This window comes from Exiguobacterium sp. RM11, from assembly GCF_059821525.1.
In genome coordinates this window covers 2,612,147-2,633,044 of the sequence record NZ_CM187558.1, presented here as the reverse complement: position 1 = coordinate 2,633,044, position 20,898 = coordinate 2,612,147, and the positions used below count along the sequence as shown (strand labels likewise).

Annotated in this window: 21 protein-coding genes; 11 read left to right on the top strand and 10 right to left on the bottom strand. The window is 47.7% G+C overall.

The window, feature by feature from the left end:
• The first annotated feature begins 103 nt into the window (after positions 1-103).
• Together AC5LIL_RS13775 and AC5LIL_RS13770 are read left to right on the top strand one after the other, a co-directional pair.
• Entirely contained in the window at positions 104-1,753 is a 1,650-nt protein-coding gene (locus AC5LIL_RS13775) for a glycoside hydrolase family 13 protein (protein WP_499824398.1), read from the top strand.
• 103 nt (positions 1,754-1,856) lie between these two features.
• Complete coding sequence (locus AC5LIL_RS13770; protein ID WP_214785564.1) at positions 1,857-2,363, top strand: flavodoxin domain-containing protein; 507 nt, start codon at positions 1,857-1,859, stop codon at positions 2,361-2,363.
• On the opposite strand, the gene AC5LIL_RS13765 is transcribed toward AC5LIL_RS13770, so the two are convergent.
• Positions 2,327-3,925 carry a glycoside hydrolase family 55 protein gene (locus AC5LIL_RS13765; RefSeq protein WP_499824397.1) on the bottom strand — a complete coding sequence of 533 codons (1,599 nt, stop codon included), beginning with the start codon at positions 3,923-3,925 and terminating at the stop codon, positions 2,327-2,329. The genes AC5LIL_RS13770 and AC5LIL_RS13765 overlap by 37 nt on opposite strands.
• 261 nt (positions 3,926-4,186) lie before the next feature.
• Here AC5LIL_RS13765 and AC5LIL_RS13760 point away from each other — a divergent pair, with 261 nt between their 5' ends.
• The 4 genes from AC5LIL_RS13760 (at position 4,187) to AC5LIL_RS13745 (ending at position 5,980) form a co-directional block, all read left to right on the top strand.
• Entirely contained in the window at positions 4,187-4,387 is a 201-nt protein-coding gene (locus AC5LIL_RS13760) for a cold-shock protein (protein WP_015880427.1), read from the top strand.
• Between the two features lie 117 nt (positions 4,388-4,504).
• Positions 4,505-4,918 carry a pyridoxamine 5'-phosphate oxidase family protein gene (locus AC5LIL_RS13755; protein ID WP_214695810.1) on the top strand — a complete coding sequence of 138 codons (414 nt, stop codon included), beginning with the start codon at positions 4,505-4,507 and terminating at the stop codon, positions 4,916-4,918.
• Positions 4,919-5,096: 178 nt separating this feature from the next.
• Positions 5,097-5,603 carry a DoxX family membrane protein gene (locus AC5LIL_RS13750; protein WP_074034146.1) on the top strand — a complete coding sequence of 169 codons (507 nt, stop codon included), beginning with the start codon at positions 5,097-5,099 and terminating at the stop codon, positions 5,601-5,603.
• Positions 5,604-5,683: 80 nt separating this feature from the next.
• Positions 5,684-5,980 (top strand): DUF3817 domain-containing protein, encoded by a 297-nt coding sequence (locus tag AC5LIL_RS13745; RefSeq protein ID WP_159563308.1) that lies wholly within the window; start codon positions 5,684-5,686, stop codon positions 5,978-5,980.
• A gap of 19 nt (positions 5,981-5,999) precedes the next feature.
• Here AC5LIL_RS13745 and AC5LIL_RS13740 read toward each other — a convergent pair whose 3' ends face one another.
• Entirely contained in the window at positions 6,000-7,253 is a 1,254-nt protein-coding gene (locus AC5LIL_RS13740) for an MFS transporter (RefSeq protein ID WP_499824395.1), read from the bottom strand.
• Positions 7,254-7,363: 110 nt separating this feature from the next.
• On the opposite strand from AC5LIL_RS13740, the gene AC5LIL_RS13735 reads away from it, so the two are divergent.
• On the top strand, positions 7,364-8,554 hold the full coding sequence (locus AC5LIL_RS13735) for a helix-turn-helix domain-containing protein (RefSeq protein WP_499824394.1): 1,191 nt from the start codon (positions 7,364-7,366) through the stop codon (positions 8,552-8,554).
• A gap of 4 nt (positions 8,555-8,558) precedes the next feature.
• Here the strand turns inward: AC5LIL_RS13735 and AC5LIL_RS13730 are convergent, their stop codons facing one another.
• Entirely contained in the window at positions 8,559-9,566 is a 1,008-nt protein-coding gene (locus tag AC5LIL_RS13730; protein ID WP_499824393.1) for a S66 family peptidase, read from the bottom strand.
• A gap of 63 nt (positions 9,567-9,629) precedes the next feature.
• Positions 9,630-9,956 carry a winged helix-turn-helix transcriptional regulator gene (locus AC5LIL_RS13725; protein ID WP_214790236.1) on the bottom strand — a complete coding sequence of 109 codons (327 nt, stop codon included), beginning with the start codon at positions 9,954-9,956 and terminating at the stop codon, positions 9,630-9,632.
• A 106-nt stretch (positions 9,957-10,062) separates the two neighbouring features.
• Here AC5LIL_RS13725 and AC5LIL_RS13720 point away from each other — a divergent pair, with 106 nt between their 5' ends.
• Positions 10,063-10,866 carry a VOC family protein gene (locus AC5LIL_RS13720; RefSeq protein WP_499824392.1) on the top strand — a complete coding sequence of 268 codons (804 nt, stop codon included), beginning with the start codon at positions 10,063-10,065 and terminating at the stop codon, positions 10,864-10,866.
• Positions 10,867-10,879: 13 nt separating this feature from the next.
• On the opposite strand, the gene AC5LIL_RS13715 is transcribed toward AC5LIL_RS13720, so the two are convergent.
• Positions 10,880-11,872 carry a 5'-3' exonuclease gene (locus AC5LIL_RS13715; RefSeq protein ID WP_074034157.1) on the bottom strand — a complete coding sequence of 331 codons (993 nt, stop codon included), beginning with the start codon at positions 11,870-11,872 and terminating at the stop codon, positions 10,880-10,882.
• A gap of 199 nt (positions 11,873-12,071) precedes the next feature.
• Positions 12,072-13,394, bottom strand: a complete 1,323-nt coding sequence (locus AC5LIL_RS13710) for a hemolysin family protein (protein WP_214695824.1) — start codon at positions 13,392-13,394, stop codon at positions 12,072-12,074.
• 189 nt (positions 13,395-13,583) lie between these two features.
• Between AC5LIL_RS13710 and AC5LIL_RS13705 the strand changes: the two genes are divergently transcribed.
• Positions 13,584-14,381 (top strand): glucose 1-dehydrogenase, encoded by a 798-nt coding sequence (locus AC5LIL_RS13705; protein WP_074034158.1) that lies wholly within the window; start codon positions 13,584-13,586, stop codon positions 14,379-14,381.
• A 33-nt stretch (positions 14,382-14,414) separates the two neighbouring features.
• On the opposite strand, the gene AC5LIL_RS13700 is transcribed toward AC5LIL_RS13705, so the two are convergent.
• Positions 14,415-16,370 carry an ATP-binding protein gene (locus tag AC5LIL_RS13700; RefSeq protein ID WP_499824390.1) on the bottom strand — a complete coding sequence of 652 codons (1,956 nt, stop codon included), beginning with the start codon at positions 16,368-16,370 and terminating at the stop codon, positions 14,415-14,417.
• A 189-nt stretch (positions 16,371-16,559) separates the two neighbouring features.
• Between AC5LIL_RS13700 and AC5LIL_RS13695 the strand changes: the two genes are divergently transcribed.
• Together AC5LIL_RS13695 and AC5LIL_RS13690 are read left to right on the top strand one after the other, a co-directional pair.
• Positions 16,560-16,880: a PadR family transcriptional regulator gene (locus AC5LIL_RS13695; protein WP_074034162.1), complete on the top strand. Its 321-nt coding sequence runs from the start codon at positions 16,560-16,562 to the stop codon at positions 16,878-16,880.
• On the top strand, positions 16,877-17,908 hold the full coding sequence (locus AC5LIL_RS13690; protein WP_499824389.1) for a DUF4097 family beta strand repeat-containing protein: 1,032 nt from the start codon (positions 16,877-16,879) through the stop codon (positions 17,906-17,908). The genes AC5LIL_RS13695 and AC5LIL_RS13690 overlap by 4 nt, the downstream gene beginning before the upstream one ends.
• Before the next feature lie 36 nt (positions 17,909-17,944).
• On the opposite strand, the gene AC5LIL_RS13685 is transcribed toward AC5LIL_RS13690, so the two are convergent.
• From AC5LIL_RS13685 to AC5LIL_RS13675, 3 genes are read right to left on the bottom strand one after another with little or no spacing between them, the layout of a single operon-like run.
• Positions 17,945-18,637: a LutC/YkgG family protein gene (locus AC5LIL_RS13685; RefSeq protein ID WP_499824388.1), complete on the bottom strand. Its 693-nt coding sequence runs from the start codon at positions 18,635-18,637 to the stop codon at positions 17,945-17,947.
• Positions 18,637-20,037: a LutB/LldF family L-lactate oxidation iron-sulfur protein gene (locus AC5LIL_RS13680; protein WP_337874367.1), complete on the bottom strand. Its 1,401-nt coding sequence runs from the start codon at positions 20,035-20,037 to the stop codon at positions 18,637-18,639. The genes AC5LIL_RS13685 and AC5LIL_RS13680 overlap by 1 nt, the downstream gene beginning before the upstream one ends.
• Before the next feature lie 2 nt (positions 20,038-20,039).
• On the bottom strand, positions 20,040-20,777 hold the full coding sequence (locus AC5LIL_RS13675; protein WP_214785576.1) for a (Fe-S)-binding protein: 738 nt from the start codon (positions 20,775-20,777) through the stop codon (positions 20,040-20,042).
• Positions 20,778-20,898 lie beyond the last annotated feature (121 nt).

The window sequence follows — 20,898 nt, the reverse complement described above, 5'->3', positions numbered from 1 at the left end:
GCAAAATTGTACATATCCTAATCATATCATGGATGGTCATGAATCCTTGAAGACAGTACGATGAAAGCGTTGAAACGGAAATGAACTTCAAGGAGGACGTAACATGAAACAATGGTGGAAAGAAGCAGTCGTGTATCAAATTTATCCACGTAGCTTCAACGATTCGAATGGTGATGGGATTGGTGACATCCAAGGAATCACGGAGAAGATGTCTTATTTGGCAGAGCTCGGGATCGACGTCATCTGGCTCTCGCCGGTATATGATTCACCGAACGACGACAATGGATACGATATTCGTGATTACCGTGCCATCATGAACGAGTTCGGTACGATGGACGACTTTGATGCGATGCTTGAAGAAGCACATCGTCACGGGATTAAAATCATGATGGACCTGGTCGTCAATCACTCTTCCGACGAACACCAATGGTTCATGGAGTCACGTTCTTCAAAAGATAGTCCATATCGTGACTATTATATTTGGAAAAAAGGGAAAGATGGTCAACCTCCAACGAACTGGGGGGCTTTCTTCGGCGGCAGCGCTTGGCAGTATGATGAGGCGAGTGATGAGTACTACCTCCATCTCTTCAGTAAGAAACAACCAGATCTGAACTGGGAAAGCGAAACGCTTCGTCGTGAAGTGTACGATCTCATGACGTATTGGCTCGATAAAGGGGTCGACGGGTTCCGAATGGACGTGATCAATATGATCTCAAAAGACCCGAGCTATCCAGATGGTCAAACACAAGGAACAGGGTACGGTGACGGCACGCCATTCTTCTTTAACGGACCACGTATCCATGAATTCATGCAAGAGATGAATCAAGAAGTCTTATCTAAATACGACACGATCACGGTCGGTGAGATGCCAGGAGTCAGTGTGGAAGAAGCGAAATTGTATACAGGGGAAGACCGTAACGAACTGAACATGGTCTTTCATTTTGAGCATGTAGATGTCGGGAACGGCAGCTTCGGGAAATGGAATCCGACGGACTGGAAATTGACCGAGTTAAAGACAATCTTCTCGCGTTGGCAAGAAGGACTGGAAGAGGAAGGGTGGAACAGCCTGTACTGGAGTAACCACGACCAGCCACGAGCCATCTCGCGCTTCGGAAACGATTCACCTGAGTATCGTGTCCGTTCCGGGAAGATGCTTGCGACACTTCTTCATCTATTGAAAGGGACACCTTACATTTATCAAGGGGAAGAGTTCGGGATGACAAACGTCGCGTTTGATTCGATTGATCAGTACCGAGATATCGAAACGTTAAACGCCTACCGTGACTACACATCAAAAGGGTTGTTGACGCACGATGAGATTTTCCGTGGAATTCATGAGCGAGGACGTGACAATTCACGAACGCCGGTACAGTGGTCGGACGAAGCACATGGTGGCTTCACGACAGGAACACCATGGATTGGGGTCAACCCGAACTATGTCGACATCAATGCGGAAGCGGCACGGAAAGACCCGAATTCGCTCTTCCATTACTACCGTCAATTGATTGCGCTCCGTAAAGCCAATCCGCTCGTTGTCTATGGAAAGTATGAGCTGTTGTTACCGGAAGATGAGGCAATCTATGCGTTCACACGTTCGTTCGAAGGAGAGACATGGCTCGTGCTCTGTAACTTCTCAGGTGACACACAACAACGTGACTTACCATATGACGTAAAAGAACGCGTCATCGGAAACATGGAACCGATTGAACCGTTCACCCTTCGTCCTTACGAAGCACAAGTGTATAAACTGTGACGAAAAGCTCGCCAGACGGCGAGCTTTTTTGAATGGTCGCGTATCTTCTCTCGATGATTCGGGAATAGTGTAAGTAACGTCTGACATGAAAAGAGGGAACGGCATGGGTACTTTAATCGCGTACTCTTCCAGATATGGGACGAGTGAAAAAGTGGCGTCTTTACTCGCTGAACGGTTATCGGGAGACGTTCATGTCCAAAATATCGTAGAAGAGCCGAACGTCATGTGGGAGACGGTGGATCACGTCATCGTCGGCAGTTCGATTCGAATGGGTACCATCCAGGACGAGATGAAGGAATGGTTGTCGCTTCATGAGGCACACTTGCTGGAGCATCCTCTCGCTCTATATTTGTGTGCCGGGACACCGACAGAGTCGGAGCGGATTCGTGAGCTAGAAGAAGCTTATCGTGACAAGTTGCGCGAACATGCTTATTTCGTCGAAGTCGTCGGAAGTGGGTATGACTTTGAACGAATGGGCTTTTTAGACAAAGCGATCGTCCGGATGATGGCCAAACAGAAAGAAAGCTCGCTTGAACTCGATGAGGACAAATTGAATCGGCTTGTCGAGGCGGCTCAAACGTCCGAACGCACTCGGGCTGAGAATCCGTAAGCAAATATGTCTTTCACATCGATCGGACTTTTCGTGGAGATGAGTACATCTCCGCTTTTTTTCTGTCCTTCGATGTGATGAAGTGCAATCTTCTCCAGTTGACGTCCTATTCTTAACGCGATTGGCGCAGATTCATGGCATCGTAAGTTTTCGATGGTCACTTCATCGGTCCGATTATCCCCTCCAAACAGTTCGAGATCAGCTCTCGAGGTTGTAAATCCACGAACGGAGATGCGATGTAATTGAACGCGTCGAGACTTGTATTGAACCGCCAGTGCCGGATGTTTTTCATAATCGTAAGTCGGATCACCAATCGCGGTCAATCCATGGATCAAGACGTCTTGATAGGCCGATACGACCAGGCTTCGTGGAGAGGATTTCGCGTATAGCGAGCTTCTAACCGGTTCGACGGATACTAAATTCGTACCAGACAGAAAGCGTGCTGTCGCCGAATCGGGATCGTCTGCTAAATGATGACCAATGTGACGGAAGTTAAATGAGCGATTGTCATGAAGTGAAAGGTGTCCAAAAATATGAACGTCATGAGCCGCTGACGAGGTTCCATGTGCCTTTACTTCGATTCCGCCAAAACATCCTTCACTTTTATTGTTCACGAGTGTGACGTGCCGCGATCCATCGTCAATCTCAATGCCGTTCGAATTTGAGAATCCGAGGGCATGCGTTCGACCATGAGGGTGATGACAATAACAGTTAGTGATATAAATGGCATCGCTATGGTGTGTCGTGATTCCGTCATCCCCATAGTTCGTCGCCTCGAGATGATTAAGATGAATATACCGACTGCCGTTTGCGGCACGGAGGCCGTCCCCTAAGTAATGATAGTGTGGAGACGTGATGTCGAACGCATGAAGACCGGCATTTTTAGCCGTCACATGATGCACCCAACCATACGTCACATGCGCAAACGTCAAGGCACTCGATGTCGTGTCACCGCTCGTCGTTCGTTTCACATCGCCTAATCGTGCGACGTTCCAATCGAGTGTCAGGTGACATACCTCGATATGATGGTTTCCCGCAAATGGGGTGGCGTTTCGTAACAGTCTTCGATGCTTTGGGGCACGATCGGATAGTTTTAGAATGGTGACGTCCTGTCCGGCACCTTCTAACACGCAGTTCGAAGGAAGGCGAATGCCCCGAACGATATACACACCTGCCGGGACAAAGACGCGGCGGTTGGAGCGGAGGGCGAGACGAAAAGCGAGCGTGCAATCCGTTTGTCCGTCCCCGACGGCGCCATAGTCTGTCACATCAACACGTTGTTTTGTGACCTGCATCAGATTCAAATATTCCGCATCGAGGCGGCGCATCCAAACAGGACGAACCATTCCGTCCATTTGTTCGAGCGGGAGTGACATTTGAACAGGCGTAATGCGCTCAGTCATTGGAATTCGGCAAGGGATGGAATGTTGCTGCTCTGAGTAAGATGTCTCGCGAGTGACACGATGCCATTCGAGTGTTCGTTGGATGAGGTTTTCTTCCGACCAATCAGAATATGAGGTAATCATCGATGCGATTGATTGTGGGTCCTTTGCATTTTTCATAATAAATCCTCCTAGCATCATCTTCTTTAGCATGTACCCGTTTCACCTCGTTTTTTAGCAATCAGAAGTATTTACTAGACAGAAGCATCTAGTCGTGTTATATTCAATATGTGCTTAATTAAGAATAGCTGGAATCATAATTCACAAGTGCTTGGGATTATTTTTCATTAGATAATCCAGAGGCTTGTATTTTTTTTGGTCAAGTTTTTTCTAGTAAGGCACTACTATAACGCATAGCGTTTATTTCAGGAGGGTTCATTCATGAACACAGGTAAAGTAAAATGGTTTAACTCAGAAAAAGGTTACGGCTTCATCGAAATGGAAGGCGGAGACGACGTATTCGTACACTTCTCAGCAATCCAAGGCGACGGCTTCAAAACACTTGAAGAAGGCCAAGAAGTAACTTTCGAAATCACAGACGGAGCTCGTGGACCACAAGCTTCTAACGTTGAAAAAATCTAATCTTTCTTTCTAAGGAATATGATACCTGCTCGCATCGGCGAGCAGGTTTTTTTGTGTTTAATCGTGTAGTTTGAGGGAACAGTATACGAGCGACAAATCATGAAGGAGGAATTCGGAATGAGTGCAAAAGAAACAGCTTTAAAGATCTTAGATTCAAGTGATGTAGGGACGATGGCGACCGTGTATAAAGTGAAGCCACATAGTCGTTACATGACATTTTTCCATGATGATTTTACACTCTACACAGCAACCTCGAACGATACAGATAAGGTGGAGGAATTAGAGAAGAATCCATATACGCATATTTTGATTGGTTATGACGGAGATGGAGTGGGGGACACCTACTTAGAAATCTTAGGGAAAGCGACTGTGTCAGACGATGAATCGATGAAAGAAAAAGTGTGGAACGACAAACTCGAAGGCTGGTTTGATGGTCCGGACGATCCGAAATTGGTCATTCTCAAAATCGAACCAGAATCGATGCGTGTGATGAACAAGAAAGGGCAGCCACCTCAAGAAGTAACGTTGTAAACTTCTCAAAGACGCCTCGAGTAGGCGTCTTTTTGCTGGATGTGAATAGAGTGTGACGTACATATGGACGAATCATGAACAAAGCAAAATACATATGTGAAATAGTGAACATAGGTGGTATATTGTGAATGTAATCACATTATTCATTTATTCAACTTCTTGAAAGGGAGGAATCATCATGTTCACGAAATTTTGGCAAAATCATAACATCGCTACGGCAATCTTGACGGTGTTACGTGTATGGCTCGGGTATCATTGGTTAACAGCAGGTTGGGGTAAAATCACAGGTGGCTTTGGAACGGAAGGATTCTTAAACAACGCGGTGACACTCGCGACTGGAGAACATCCAGCCGTCGCAGGATGGTGGGCTGCATTCTTAGAAAACGTTGCGATTCCGAACGCTGGATTATTCGATGTCCTGATTCCTTATGGTGAATTTTTGGTCGGGTTGGGGTTATTGCTCGGAGCACTCACACGTAGCGCGGCGTTCTTCGGTCTTGTCATGAACATGGCTTTCTTGCTCTCTGGAACGGTCAGTACGAACCCAACGATGTTGATCGTATCTGTATTGATTTTGGTTGCTGGACATAACGCAGGGAAAATCGGAGTCGATGGTTTGTTCCTTCGCAACTTCGTCGAAACGAAAGTATTGCATCGTTCACCAAATCGTCAAATAGCTTCGTAACTTTTATGCACTCTCCTGTGACAAACCTCTCATGTTTCGGCTACGATAGATATAGCCTACAGAGATAAAGGAGAACGCATATGACTACGACTCATTTTAAATGGCTTGGCTACACAGAAGGTGTGTCCTTCTTGTTGTTACTGTTTATCGCGATGCCATTGAAGTATATGGCGGGTATTCCACTCGCGGTCAGTATTGTCGGCGCAGCGCACGGTTTCTTGTTTGTGGCCTACGTACTTGCGGCCATGTACATGGCGTGGCGCTTGCGCTGGGGATTCAAAGTGCTGACGCTTGCCGTCATGGCATCCGTCATCCCATTCGGACCATTTTTATTAGAAAAGCGGGTACTCCCGTCAACAGAGAAGACATCGAACTGATTCGTTCGATGTCTTTTTTCTATGATACGCGATCCATTGACTGAGCTGAATCTCGTTCTGCTCGAATGTCTTGACGTATTCGGTACGTGAGGACGAACGTGCAGATGAGTAGACCCACCATACAAGCGGTGTAGAGATGGGCAACAGAGACGAGATCACTCAATACCCCAAATAGGATAAATCCAATCGGCGTAATCCCCATCGCGAGTGATTCGAGCACACCGATGACGCGCCCTAAATAGTTCGGATCCGTATTCGTTTGGAGGAACAATTGAATCGGGATGTTGACACGTACGATCAAGAAACCACTCAATAAAGCGAAGACCGCGAAAAAGAAAATTGACGTGAGGACGTTGAAGTTAAAATATAATGGAATGGCGGGTCCGACGAACAGAACGCTAAGAATGGTCAACGCGGATCGCATCGTTGCTAAGCGATGTTTGATTTTGAATAACGGTAAGGCATGAAGTAAGGAAGCGACTAAAAAACCAATGGCGACCATGCTTTCAAGGAGTCCGAATTGAAACGGGGACACACCGACCTCTTGTAGCGCGGCTATCGGGAACAACACTTCTGTCGCGACGAAAAAGAAATTCAAGAAGGCAGCTAGAACGGCGACTGTCCATAAAACGCGTTGCTGCTTCAAATAAGAGAGACCAGACCGTACATCTTCCCAGGTGGATTGTTCGATTGGAGCAACCTCTTTCTGATGAAATGTGAGTCGAGAAGCAAGCAAGGCGGCAATCATGAAGAATAGGGCTGAGCTGAATAAAAAAGCTGGAATCGGTATAAGTTTAAACAGTGCTCCGGCAAGAAGCGGAGTGCCGATACTTGAGATGGAGATGATGCTCTGAATGAGAGAGTTGGCACGTTGAAGCTCTTCCTCTTCGAATAGAAGGGGGATCGAACTCGATAGCGTGACCGATAAGAAGGTGGAAACGATAGATAAGAAGAATGTGATGACATAAAAGGCAGGTGCTTCGAACGTCCAAAGCAAACTTGCGATCCCTGCGAGTAAAAATAATCCTCCATTCAGAGACTCCATTTTGATGATGACTCGTTTTCGGTCAAGTTTGTCCGCATAAGCGCCTGCAAATGGCGACAAAAGAACGCGTGGCAATGTGCCTGCCAGTAAAACAAATGCGAATTGTAATCCAGATCCAGTCGTCGTCAACACCGTTAATCCTGCTACGAACGTAAATAAGTTGGATGCGAACAGTGACATGAATTTACCGAGTAATAATATCGATAAATTGGAAGAAAAGAATTTCATAGAGAACACTCCTTTGCAAATTAGTTAAATGTGATTTAACATTAGCATAAAGGCAAGCGAGTGAAATGTAAACATAAAGTTCAATATAATTTAACTTATAGAGGTGGCATATGATTGGTGAACGAATTAAAACGTTACGAAAACAGAAGAAAATGACCCAAACGCAGTTGGCGGAAGGGATCGTCACGAAATCGATGCTCAGTATGATTGAAAATGGGAAAGCGGAGGCATCGATGCGTAGCTTACGAGAACTCGCAAGTCGGTTAGATGTGTCGATGCAGCAGTTATTGACTGACCCGAAAGAAGCTGAACTACAGACGATGGTCGAGCAGTTAGAATATGAAGAAATGACACTCGTTTCGCGGCCAGATCAAGAAATACGACAGATGCTTTCCCCATACTTAAAAGAAGAAATGAACTCCGTGTGGCAAGGTAAAGCATACATGTTGTATGGGGATACGTACTTTCAAGAAGGAGAAAATGAGAAGGTATTGACCTACTACGATCGTGCCATTGAAATTTTTGAGAAGCTAGGTGAGTCTGAGGAATTGGCAATGGGACGAATCAGCCAGGCTTATTATTTATTGATGTGGAACCGATTTGAAGAATCGCTTGAACGGATTGACGCGATCGAACTTCTTGATGCGAAATACATGAAAACGAAAACGAGAACTGAGTACGTCATGTTGATTGTATTTAAAAACCTTCTTTGTGATGAGGATTTGGAAGATTCGATTCGACAGCTTGAAGACGTGCTCGAGTATATGAAACGAACAAGAATCTACTACCGTGCGGACGACGTGTATCGCACCATTTCGATTTGTGCGCTCTATTTGAACGATGAAATGCAAGTTCGTGAGTCTTTACAAAAGGCGAAGCAATACATTCAATTCACGGAAGACCGCTTGGCAGAAATCAAAGTGGCACTTTCCGAAGCGCTCTATGCGATGGAATATCGACATATTGATCTGTTAGGGGAAAACGTCAAGTTGATGGAATCACTCACGACAGAGGTTGAGCCGTTCATTGCGGCGATTTCGATGGCGAAAGGTGTGTACTACGCTTTTCGAGGGGAATCGGAAAAAGGAAGAGAGTGTTTATTGGCACTATGGGAAAACAGAGACGAGTGGAAAGCACATAGTTTAGTCGATATCGCGATTTACTACGAAGGGTTATTAAGGGGAACATTGAACGGATGCGGAGACGACTGGGTATCGGTCATCGAAGAACAAGTAGCGAAATTCCCGCAAGGACTGTTTCGCAAACGTTTAGAATTATTACTACAACAAATCAAGGGCTGACGCATCAGCCCTTGAACGTTTGAATCAAAGTCCCTTGATCATGCTCGACTTGGACGGAAGCGTGGGCCCCATTGACGAGCGTCATCTGCGGCGGAACGTGTCCGAAATCGATATCGAAAAAGATAGGAACCTCTAACATGTGGTGGAGCTCCTCATACACCATCTCAGTCGTATAGTCTTGATGCACAGATGGGGCATCACTTCGTCCAAACAGAATACCAGACGTCTGATCGAACCAACCGGCCCACTTCATTTGAAGGAGGGTCCTTTTTAATGCGGGGACGTTCATCTCGGCATTCTCAAAATACCAAAGAATCGGTTCATCATTCAGGTAATCGTGTTGGAATGTCCTGACGTCGCCATACGGTGTCCCGATTGTATGTAAGAGCACATCGAGACATCCACCAAGCAATCGACCTGTCGCGTGTTGACCCCCAATCGCTTTCCATTCCGTTGTTTCACTCAAATGAAACAGGTGTGGCGTCGGATTGTCATGCTGCCATTCCTTTTGAAACTTCTCAGACGAGCGTTGGATGACCGTCTCGTCGACCCGCGTCGACAATACATCTAACCAGCGTGAACTCGTCTCATCCCAAATATCCGCACGTAAATCGACCAGGTTCGGACCATGGGCCGAGGCGATTCCGGTTTTTAATGTATAGACGAAGAGTAACAAACTCGTATCTGAATAACCGAGCATCCATTTCGCGGGTAAGGATTGCCAATCGATTTGATCGAGGATTTCCATTAAGAGTTCCCCACCCCAGGGCGGGATGATCAAGTCGACATTGTCGTTTTGAAGGAGATTGGTCAATTCATTTACTCGTACGCGAGCCGGGGAGGACTTCCCTAATTGTTGTTTCCACGCATTCGGAGTGAATTGTAACGTGAACCCTCGATCGGAAAACTTCTGTTCTGCTTGATGCAATAAATGGTGTAATTCTGTTGGTATACCTGACGAGGGAGCGGTGACACCGATTTGATGACCGGTAAACTGTGGATAATGAATCATGACGACCTCCTGTGGATAAGTGATAAATGAAATCGGTTAAAACGGTTATCCACATGTGGACAACTAGTTGGAGCGCATCCGTTCCGCGTGACGCATTCCCCATTCGTTCATCGCTTCGAGAATCGGGATTAGTGTTTTCCCATACTCGCTTAAGCGATAATCGACACGGGGAGGGACTTCTGGATAGACGGTCCGGATGACGATATCTTGTTCTTCTAAATCACGGAGTTGTGCGGTCAGTATCTTTTGACTGATTTTTGGTAACGCTCGTTTCAACTCACTGAAGCGTAACGTATCCCCATTGATCAGGACGAGGAGGATGGAGTGCTTCCATTTTCCTGTAATCAGTTCGAGTGCCGTATCGACTTCGCAGCTTGTTATCTTGGTCACATCGTTCTTCCTTTCCATTAGTATCGTTGAAGTAACTATACCACCTTTTTGTGCCTACTTCTGCAATGTGAGCCGAGCGGGTATAGTGAAGGTGAGGTGATTGTATATGAAAATCGAAAATATTGAACTAGGACCGGTGACGCTACGCGTCCGTGACATCGAACAGATGAAACAATTTTATGTAGACGTGATTGGGATGAGTGTCCTTGAAGAAACCAAAGAGCTTGCCACGCTCGGTACGAAAGAGCGTCCGCTCGTCATCTTGCACCATGTTCCACAGGCGAAGACGAATCCGCGGGCGGCAGGGTTGTTTCATTTAGCGATTCTATTACCGGATCGTGTAGCGTTAGGAAGCATCTTGGCGCATCTTATCGAACAACGCATCGAAGTCGGACAAGGCGATCATTTAGTGAGCGAGGCATTCTATTTGAGTGACCCAGAAGGGAACGGGATTGAGCTATATGCCGATCGTCCGAAGGAACAATGGAGTTATGAATCAAACGGGCATGTGAAGATGGCGACTGAACCAGTCGACTATGAATCGATGCTTCAAGCTGCAGTGAATCGACCATTCGCAGGGTTACCGATTGGCACGACGATGGGACATGTGCACTTTAAAGTCCGGTCGATCGAAGCAGCGAAACGCTTCTACCATGACCGACTCGGGTTTTCTGTTACGACGGATTCTTATCCGGGGGCACTGTTCTTAGCGGCAGACGGGTATCATCATCACATCGGCACGAACGTGTGGGCACGTCCGAGTGAGGTTCTAGGAGTCGAAGCAGGACTCGAAGCGTGGACACTTCTTGTCAACGAAGAAACAAACCAGGCATTAGGCGGAACATCGTCTGAATGGACGTTGACGGATGAAGATGGTATTACCGTGCATATAAAAAGAACGGACGCATGAGCGACCGTTCTTTTTAACGTGCGGATGTTTTCTTCTGACCTGCATTGAAGGAGAGACGAAGTCCGCGTTTTTGATACGCTTGCTCGACCCGCTTCGGGTTGAGGCTGAGCTCGAGATGAGCCAACTTCAAATGGTCAAGTGCCGGCACCGTGACATCAAGACGAACGAGCTCCATGTTGCGCTCTGCTTTCTTGCGTGTTCGTCTCAAGTTACGGGGCACCTCCTCTGACGTCAGTGCCGCGATCGTTTCATTTACTTGTTGTCGTTTATCACCTTTGATACTCAAGGCAGAATACAGCTTATCGAGCGAACCGAATCGTTTGATCAGTTGAACCGATTGGTTTTCGTCAAGTCCCGCAACAGGTGGAATTCCGTCTGAACGGTCTCCCGTCAACGCTTTAACGGCTGACAGCTGTTTCGGTTTCAACCCTTCGTATAACGCCGCAATCTCTTCTGGTCGAATTTCTAAATGACGTTTGAGCGGTAACGGACGGTTATCACGAATGTCACAGCGAGCTTGCATTTGCTGAAGCTCCTGTGTTTGCAACCAAACGGTGATTCGTGGACTGACAAGCTGTAACAAGTCTTTGTCTTTTGTCATGATGACCACAGGTGCACTGCAACTGAATTTACGTGCGATGTGGGCGATTAAATCTTCCCCTTCATAGCCTTCTACTTGGAATTGTGGAATTCCACTATCCTCAAGCAGTTGGCGCATGAGTTCCATCTGTGCTTTCAATTCAGGCGGTGTTTGACGTCTGCGGCGTTTATAGCCCGGGTAGAGTTCTCGACGCCATAATGTTTCACGTGAGACGTCCCAGACGACGACAAAGTGAGTCGGACGATGTCTACGTAGAATCGTCCGGATGAGGCCGGTCATTCCGATGACGGCACTCCGATCGTTTTTGGATACCTCGCGTCCTTTTTTCGTTCGGCTCGCGGCGGCACCATAGTAAGCACTGGCCAGCATGGAGTTACCGTCAATCAAAAATAGTTTGCGTTCCATGCGTAACCTTCTTTCTATTTCTTTCTGTTTAAACCGAACATCTCGCCATGTTTCGGTGATGTTGTGTCATTGAGTGCGTGACACTCAAATAAGCAACATATGTGCAGTATATCACGGCAAGAGGCGAAAATATAGCGACAGTTCGGTTCACACATGAAAAACCCTTCTCCAAATCAAGGAGAAGGGTTTGACAGAAACCTTATTCTGAGAGAGGCTCTTCCTCTTCATGTGAGGCCAAAATCAGGTCGACGAAGACGATTCGGTGGTTATCGACTTCACTGACAATCAATTCATGGTCGCCAGGTAAGAGGAAGCGTTCGCCTGTCCGAGCATTCGCTTTTTGCGATAAGACAAATCCGCCAACCGTATCGACATCATCTTCGATTTCGATCCCAAACCGTTCCTCAAGTTCTTGTGTTAACACAAGTCCGGAGAGACGGTAGTGTTTCGGAGCAATTTCAGTAATTTCTGCTTGTTCATCTCGGTCGAACTCGTCGCGAATCTCACCGACGATTTCTTCTAGGATATCTTCAATCGTTAAGAGGCCGGCAGTACCCCCGTACTCATCGATGACTAAGCACATCATCGTCTGCGCGTTTTGCATCTTCACCATCGCTTCTTGAAGCGGCGTGAACTCGGTGACGAGTGGCAATTGATGAATGAACGATTCGAACGGTGCGTCATTTTTCGAAAGTTGAGCAGTGAAGAGTTGTTTTGCATTCACAAATCCGAGCACGTCGTCACGGTCGCCATCTCGTGTGACCGGATAACGCGTATACTGGTGCTCTTCGACAACTGAAATGATCTCTTCAATCGTATCTTCTTCATCGATTGTGACCATGTTCATACGTGGAACCATGGCATCCTTAGCGATTCGTTCGTCAAACGAGAAGATGTTTTGTACATATGCCAACTCGTTTTCGTTGATTTCACCACTGCGGAAACTTTCCGTCATGATGATTTTCAGCTCTTCTTCTGAGTGTGCCGTCTCCTGAGCCGTTGTCTGCACCCCGAATAAGCGGAGGGTGAGACGTGCCATGCTGTTCAAGGCACGAATGAACGGGTAGAAGATTTTCGTGAACACGTAGAGTGGACGTGCGACAAGGAGCGTCAACTTTTCGGCTTCATGGACCGCAAGTGTTTTCGGCACAAGTTCTCCAATGACGACGTGCAGGAACGCGATGAGTAGGAATGCGATCAGGAACGACAAGAATGTCACAAGAGATGGCGATAAGTTTAGCTGGTCGACCAACGTGTGGATATATGTTTCGATTTGGTCGGCACCAATCCACCCGAGCCCGAGTGCAGAAAGCGTAATCCCGAACTGAGATGCAGAAAGGGAGTCGTCGATATTCTCGATGACTTTTTTTGCGCTGACCGCTTTCTTGTTTCCTTCAAGCACGAGCTGGTCGAGTCGAGCGCCACGCACTTTCACAATTGAAAATTCGGCTGCCACGAAAAAGGCAGTCAAAAAGATTAAGAGCGCAACGATGAGTAAGCTGAGTAACATGGGACTGTCCAACAATTCCCCCAAAAATCGGGGAGTCACCTCCATTGAGTATAAGATCAAACGTCTTTCAGGCAGTTCCTGAAAACGAATAGTTTGTTTCAGTATAGTTGATTTGTTTCAAATATTCAAAATGCAGCCAATCATGTTTGATGAAGAGGGGAATGTGGGAACTAAAAACGAGAAGATGAAGGAGGAATTCACATGGCAAACTATCCAGAGTTAAAAGGAAAAGTCGCGGTCATCACGGGAAGCTCGAAAGGTCTCGGTCGCGCAATCGGTGAGCGTTATGCGAAAGAAGGGATGAACGTCGTCCTAAACTATCGTAGTAGTGAAAAAGAGATGGAAGAAGTCATCCGTGGCATCGAGGCAGGTGGTGGGAAAGCCGTCGCTGTAAAAGGGGACGTCTCGGAAGAAGGACTCGCGGAGAAAATGATTGAGAAAGCCATTGCTGAGTTCGGAAAAATGGATATTTTCGTGAATAACGCCGGCGTTCAAGTCGAGGCGAAGACACATGAGATGGAATTCGACAATTGGAAGAAGATTATCGACGTCAACTTGAACGGAACGTTCCTTGGTGTCCGTGCTGCTTTGAAGTACTTCGTTGAGAACGAAATCGAAGGCAATATCATCAACATGTCTTCCGTTCACGAAGTCATTCCACGTCCTGGTTATACACATTACGCAGCAAGTAAGGGCGGCGTAAAAATGTTTACGAAATCAGTCGCTCTCGAATATGCACCGAATCACATTCGTGTGAATGCGATCGCACCAGGGGCAATCGATACACCAATCAACGAAGAGACGATGAGCGACCCAGAAGAGAAGAAAGGGTTAGAGGCACTCATCCCATCTCACGTCATCGGGAAACCGGAACAAATCGCCGCCGTTGCCGCTTGGCTCGCGTCGGATGAATCGTCATATGTCACAGGGACAACGATCTTTGCGGATGGTGGACTGTCACTTTACCCGTCATTCGGTCCAGAGAATAAAGTACAGTAAACAAGAGGGTGCGCTATCGCACCCTCTTTTCGTTTAGCTACTCATCTGACTCGTTACATCCATTTTCGGAAGACTGACGGTGAAAATGGACCCTTTACCGATGTTCGAGGTGGCGTGAATTGTGCCGCCATGACCTTCTGCAATCTCTTTACAAATCGCGAGACCAAGGCCGGTTCCTCCGATTTTGCGGCTAGCGGAATTGTCGACGCGATAAAACTTGTCAAACAACTTCGACAGCGCGGTTTGAGGGATCCCGATTCCATGGTCTTCAATCGAAATATCAATCCAATCCGGTCGCTCACATGCGACACGGACATGGATGTCTCCCCCATGAGGAGAATACTTCACAGCATTATGAAGTAGATTCATGAAGAGTTGATTGAGTCGCGTTCGGTCTCCATATACGTAAAGATCTTCCTGACAATCAAACGAAATATGATGATGTTGGCTTGCTCCTTGATGCACTGCAATGGCCTGTTTCAGGATGTCGGACAGGCGCTCGGATTCGTTATGATACGTCTGTTGTCCTGATTCCATCCGTTGAACATCGAGCAAGTTGGAAATCAAATCTTCGAGACGCAATGTCTCTTGATGAATCATCCCCAAATATTTCTCCGAACGTTCGGGAGATAGCTGTCGAAAACGAAGAAGTTCGGTGAATCCGATGATACTTGTGAGTGGGGTACGAAGCTCGTGAGAGACGGTCGAAACGAGTTCGGTTTTCAAACGGTCGACCTCAGTCTCATGCGTCACATCACGGAAGACGAGCATCGTGCCGTGACGTGTTCCTCTCAAGTAAATCTTCTCCGCATACATTTGAATGAAGCGCTCTTCCTGATTCATCGAGAACGTGACGCTCTCTTCTTTACACTGTCCGTCAAACGACCGCTCCATGAACGCGAAAAAGTCATCCTTTTGGTCGACCTGCAGTCCAAGTTCTTCGAGGCTGGCGTCTAAACGGTATAAGTCGACTTCGTTTCGCTTTGTGATCGGTTGGTTAAACAAGACGAAGAGTGCTTGGTTGGCCACTTTTTCGCTGGTTGCGTGCTCGACATAGATGACGGCATCGCGGATGGAGTGAAGGAGACGCGCTGTCTTCTCACGCTCTTCCTCAATTCGATGACGTTGTGTCGTAAGTGACGAAGCCATCTGACGGAATGAGGTTGTCAGTTGACCGACTTCGTTTTTAGATTGAACGGTGACCGGCGTGACCGGCTGCTTCTCTCCGGCAAGACGCTTACTGTTCTCAATCAACTCCTGAAGTTGACCCGTTAAGCGTCTGACGTAAGGTCGAGCGACGATGAAGAGAATGAATAGGACTCCGAGTAAGGAGAGGAGCCAGAGAGCTTGTGCCCATTTCGTATGTGTCGCAAGTTGAGCACGGAGCGCATCCTCTTCTGCGTTCAGTGAGTTCCGATATTCCGTGAAGACGCTCTCCATATCAACGATGCTCGCGCTCATATCTGCGGCACTTTTCGAGTTGATTTTAAATTTACGGTCTGCCGGCGGCTCTTTTTGAGGGTTTACCTTCCCGAGCGTTGGCATTTTTAAAAAGGGTTCGGTCACACTTCCGTCCCGCTTTCCTTCTACATAACGTTCAAGGCTCGGCATGACGCGTTCTTGATAAGCAACAAACAGTGTACGGGCATCGCTCGCATACGTTTTTTCCTTATCGGTTACGGCGTTCTGTTCGAACCAAGTCGTCTGTTCGTCAATTAAGACTTGTTTATCTTGTACGCGCTCTAGCATCGCATCGTCTCCGAGGAGTACGTAGCCGCGCATTTCATATTGCATCGACTGCCATGTCTCAAACAATTCGGTCGCATTCGTGCGCCGTTCACTGATGTTTTCGAGCGATGACGTCGTCTGTTCGATTTGGTTTTCCGTATACACGTATACGGCAAGCGACGTGAGGAGGATCAGTCCGATGAATAAGTAGAAGACAAATAAAAACTGTCTTCCGATCCGTTGGTCAATCCATGACTTCATAAAGACCGTTCCTTCCTAGAATGATGAACATTCCGACTGTGACAAATATCCTACGAGTGTCGTTCTTTTATTGTACAGATTCACCTCCTCAGAAGCTAGATATTGAGAAATCAGGGGAATGAATACTATTGTTTATTGAATAGTAGTGATTGATGTGCTATTGTTCTATGTATAGTAGGGGGTGGGATGATGAATCCTCAATTCAAGAAGGGTGTACTCAATCTTTGTGTGCTGGCGCTTGTAGCGGAACAAGACCGCTACGGCTATGAACTCGTCCAAGCGATTTCGGCTAAAGTAGCGATTTCAGAAGGTGCCGTCTATCCGTTGTTACGTCGATTGACGACAGAGGGTTATTTCACGACATATTTAATGGAGTCCGGAGAAGGCCCTCCACGGAAGTACTATCAGATCACGGAACAAGGGCGAACACATTTGGCTGAGTTGCGAACGGAATGGGATGTATTCACGAACGGCGTCAATGACTTAATCCGAGGGGGAGACGACAGATGAATGAAGAACAGTACTTGTCAGAGCTTGAGCAATTATTGATGAACGTGAAGGTGAAAGATCGCCTCGATATTTTACGAGATGTGTCTGAGTACTTCACGAGCGGTCGATTAGAAGGAAGAAGTGATGAAGAGATGGCGCGCGAGTTAGGGGAACCGAGCGTGCTCGCATCGGAACTACTTGCCTCTGTCGATTTTGAAGTAGCGGAGTCGACACGACCGCCTGCAGTTGTCAAAAGTTCGACCGTCGCTTTCCAAAGTGTCCTCATTCAAGTTCAACATGCGCAGGTGTTCGTGACACCATCACAAGATGGGTATGCGTACGCGACACTTGAAACAGAGACCGACCATGGGGTAGTCATGGATATCGTCGGGGACACGTTAGAAATCCGGATTGAATCCGAACGTCGTTTCGGTCTGTCTGATTTGTTTTCGTGGTTTGGGTCAAAAGCACCGGTCCTTCGGGTCGAGCTACCTCATCACGCCTATCATCAAATTCAATTGAAGAATCGTCACGGTTCAAGTGATGTACAAAATCTTCAAGCGGAACGTTTACTCGTAGAGAGTGAGAATGGACGAATCATCGCACATCACATTCAAGCACGTCATGGCGAACTTCGCACATCGAACGGGAAAGTGCTCGCATCAGACTGTCATGGTCACGATTGGGAGCTTCATTCCTCAAACGGTCGTGTTGAAGCGAAGCACTCTCAGCTAGAGCGCATCAACATCCATTCCTCGAACGGTCGAATCGATGTTGATCACGTCACAGGAGCCATTGATGCCAAGACTTCGAACGGCCGGATTGACTGCCTCGTTCAATCGATTCAAGCACCGATTCGTTTGAAGACCAACAACGGAAAGATTGACTTGCACGTCGATGAACGTCCGGAAGATGTGACGATTCGGGCGAAGTCACGGAATGGAAAAGTCAATGTGTTCGGAGAACGGTCGAAAGAGTGCGTGTTCGGTGAAGGATCTATTGAAGTGAAATTAACAAGCTCAAATGGGAGCGTCACGTTATCAGGATAAACGTAGCCCCTCCATCGATCGATGGAGGGGCTTTGTTTATAAGTCATGTACCAACACATAGGCAACTCGGACAGGTCCATGAACACCGACAATCAGGTTCATCTCGATGTCGGCTGAGTTCGACGGACCGGAGATGAAATTGACACCGTTCGGGGAATGGAGACCATCTCGATCGAGTGCGGCAAGCTGTTGTGCCGTTTGCGTCATACGTGGAACAAGGACAGATTTCGGGATAATCGCAATATGGTCTTGCGGTAACAGACTGATTGTCCGTGATTTTCCAGGCTTCGCATATTGGACGATTGTTGCACTTTCCGCAAACGCTGCATCCGCGATCGTGATGCCGATGTCGGCACGTGCGGCGAGCTCTCGGCTCGTGTCCGGCTTTGTCGAATCCCACCATGCGAACGTCTCGCTCGTTGAGGGAGCCCAAGCGGAAATTCGGTCATCGTTTTCCGCAAGGATCCGTGTTCCTTCGTAACGTTCAATCAAGAGGCGAAGCGTATCATCGAGATGTGCTGATTCACATTCCACCAAATCGGTGTGGATTCGTGTCGCGACCATGCGAAACGTCTCGAGTAGCTCTTCTTCGCTCGCATCTTTTAACACGTCGTCTTGTGGGCGATGTTTGTATTCGCGTTTCGGTGGGGTGAGGTCGACCTCACGCCCGAGCTGTTTGGCGATGCGTTGTAAAAAGTCTTCACGGTTTGTGATTGTACCAGGATTCATCAGGCATTCCCCCGTTTCTTGAACCAATCTCGGACGGTCTGTTTGTTCGGCTGTGGCAAGTCTTTCGAGTCCGTCCAAGCCGGCAGTCCTTTTTCGATTTGACCGGATGTGGCGAACGGTGATGTCGCAAACGGTGCGACATGTTCCGCTGCTTCAAATAAGAACGGACTTGATGCTGTGACGGCAAAACCTTTCATCGCAATCCGTTCCACGAAAGGTGATTGTTTCTTTTCCTCAACGATGACGCGGCGGTGTTCAATCAACAGCTCGTGTAACGGAATCTTCACGGGGCATGCCTCTGTACAGGCACCACAAAGACTCGACGCATAAGGAAGTTCTTTATAATTCTCGTATCCATCTAGCAGTGGGGCTAAGACGGCACCAATCGGACCAGGATAGATTGAACCGTACGCATGACCGCCGATGTGGCGATAGACAGGACAGACGTTGATACAGGCCGCACAACGGATGCATTGCAGGACCGATTGGAACTGTGTACCGAGAATGCCGGAACGCTTATTGTCGACGATGACGAGGTGGAATTCTTCAGGACCATCGACTTCACCGACCGCGCGCGTCCCGGCGAATGTCGTGATGTATGACGTGAGGCGTTGGCCGACCGCGCTTCGACAAAGCATATTGACGAGTACCTCGAACTCTTCATAAGAAGGGACGACACGTTCCATCCCCATGACGGAGATGACCGTGTCAGGAAGTGACGTCACCATGCGCCCGTTCCCTTCATTGGTCACAAGCCCGACGGCTCCACTCTCTGCAATGGCAAAATTACAGCCGGTGATGCCGACTTCTGCCTTTAAAAAGTCTTTTCGTAGTTCTTGTCGTGCATAGCGCCCGAGTTCAGTCGGATCATTTGAACCGGCATAGCCGTGAGCGGTGAACGTCTCATGGACAGCATTGCGGTCTTTGTGCAGGGCAGGGGCGACGATATGAGACGGTGGGTCTTCGTCGAGTTGCAAAATCCATTCCCCAAGGTCGGACTCGACGACGGTACATCCTTCTTCCTGGAGCGCCTCGTTCAACCCAATCTCTTCTGTGACCATCGATTTTGATTTCACGACATGTTTGGCTTGTTTCGAACGAACGACTTCCCGAATGTAACGGTTCGCTTCTTCTGGCGTCTCTGCGAAGAAGACGCTCCCGCCTCGTTTTGAGACATTCTCGCTCAATTGATACAAGTAATAGTCGAGATGCTCGAGCACGTGTTGACGAATCTCTTCCGAGTGGTCACGGAACGCTTCCCAGTCTCCGAGTTCACCCGCAGCATCCAACCGTCCATCCCGTAGCCGGTTTTGAGCTGAACTGACGGCTTGCCGCATGAACGCATCCTCAATCCCGTCCTTGCGGCGATCCTGAAACTTCTCATCTAACCGAATCCCCATGCTCATGCTCGTTTCACTCCTTCGTTCAAGACTTCGGCAATATGCATCACTTTAATCGGATGTCCCTGTTTATGAAGGCGTCCGCCGATGTTCATCAGACACGATGCATCCGCCCCGATCAAAACGTCTGCACCGGACTGTAAAATCGATTCGACTTTCTCATCCACCATCTGCACCGACACGTCCGGCATCTTGACGGAGAACGTCCCGCCGAACCCGCAACAGTTATGTACGTTCGCAAGGGGAACCATCGTCAAGCCATCAACGTTTCCTAGCAACTTTCCAGGCGCCGCTTCAATTCCGAGAAGGCGGGTCATATGACAAGACGCATGATAGGTCGCTTTGGCGGGGAATTTGGCGCCGACATCAGTGACTTCGAGCACATCGACGATGAACTGTGTCAGCTCAAACGTTTTGGCGGCATGTGCCTCTGCCCGAGGACCCCATACCGGATCACCTTGGAACAAATGCGGATAGTCGCGCATCATCATGACACATGATCCCGATGGTCCGACGATATATTCCGCATCTGCTTGTTCGAACGTTTCAATCATATGCTTGGCAATCTTTTTCGTTTCCTCATGATAGCCGCTGTTATAAGCAGGTTGCCCACAACACGTCTGTTCAAAAGGGAACGTCACCTCACACCCTAAATGTTCGAGCAGTTCGACTGTCGCTTGTCCGACGGATGGAAACAACGTATCAGATAAACAAGTGACGAATAAAGCTACATTCGGCATAGCCATTCCTTCTTTCTTCTCATGATAGCGATTTCACCGTCATTATTTCATAATACGTAGAAAAGTGACAGAAAAATGGAGAGAAAAAATGATTTATTTGTAAAATCCTGTCTAATTGATA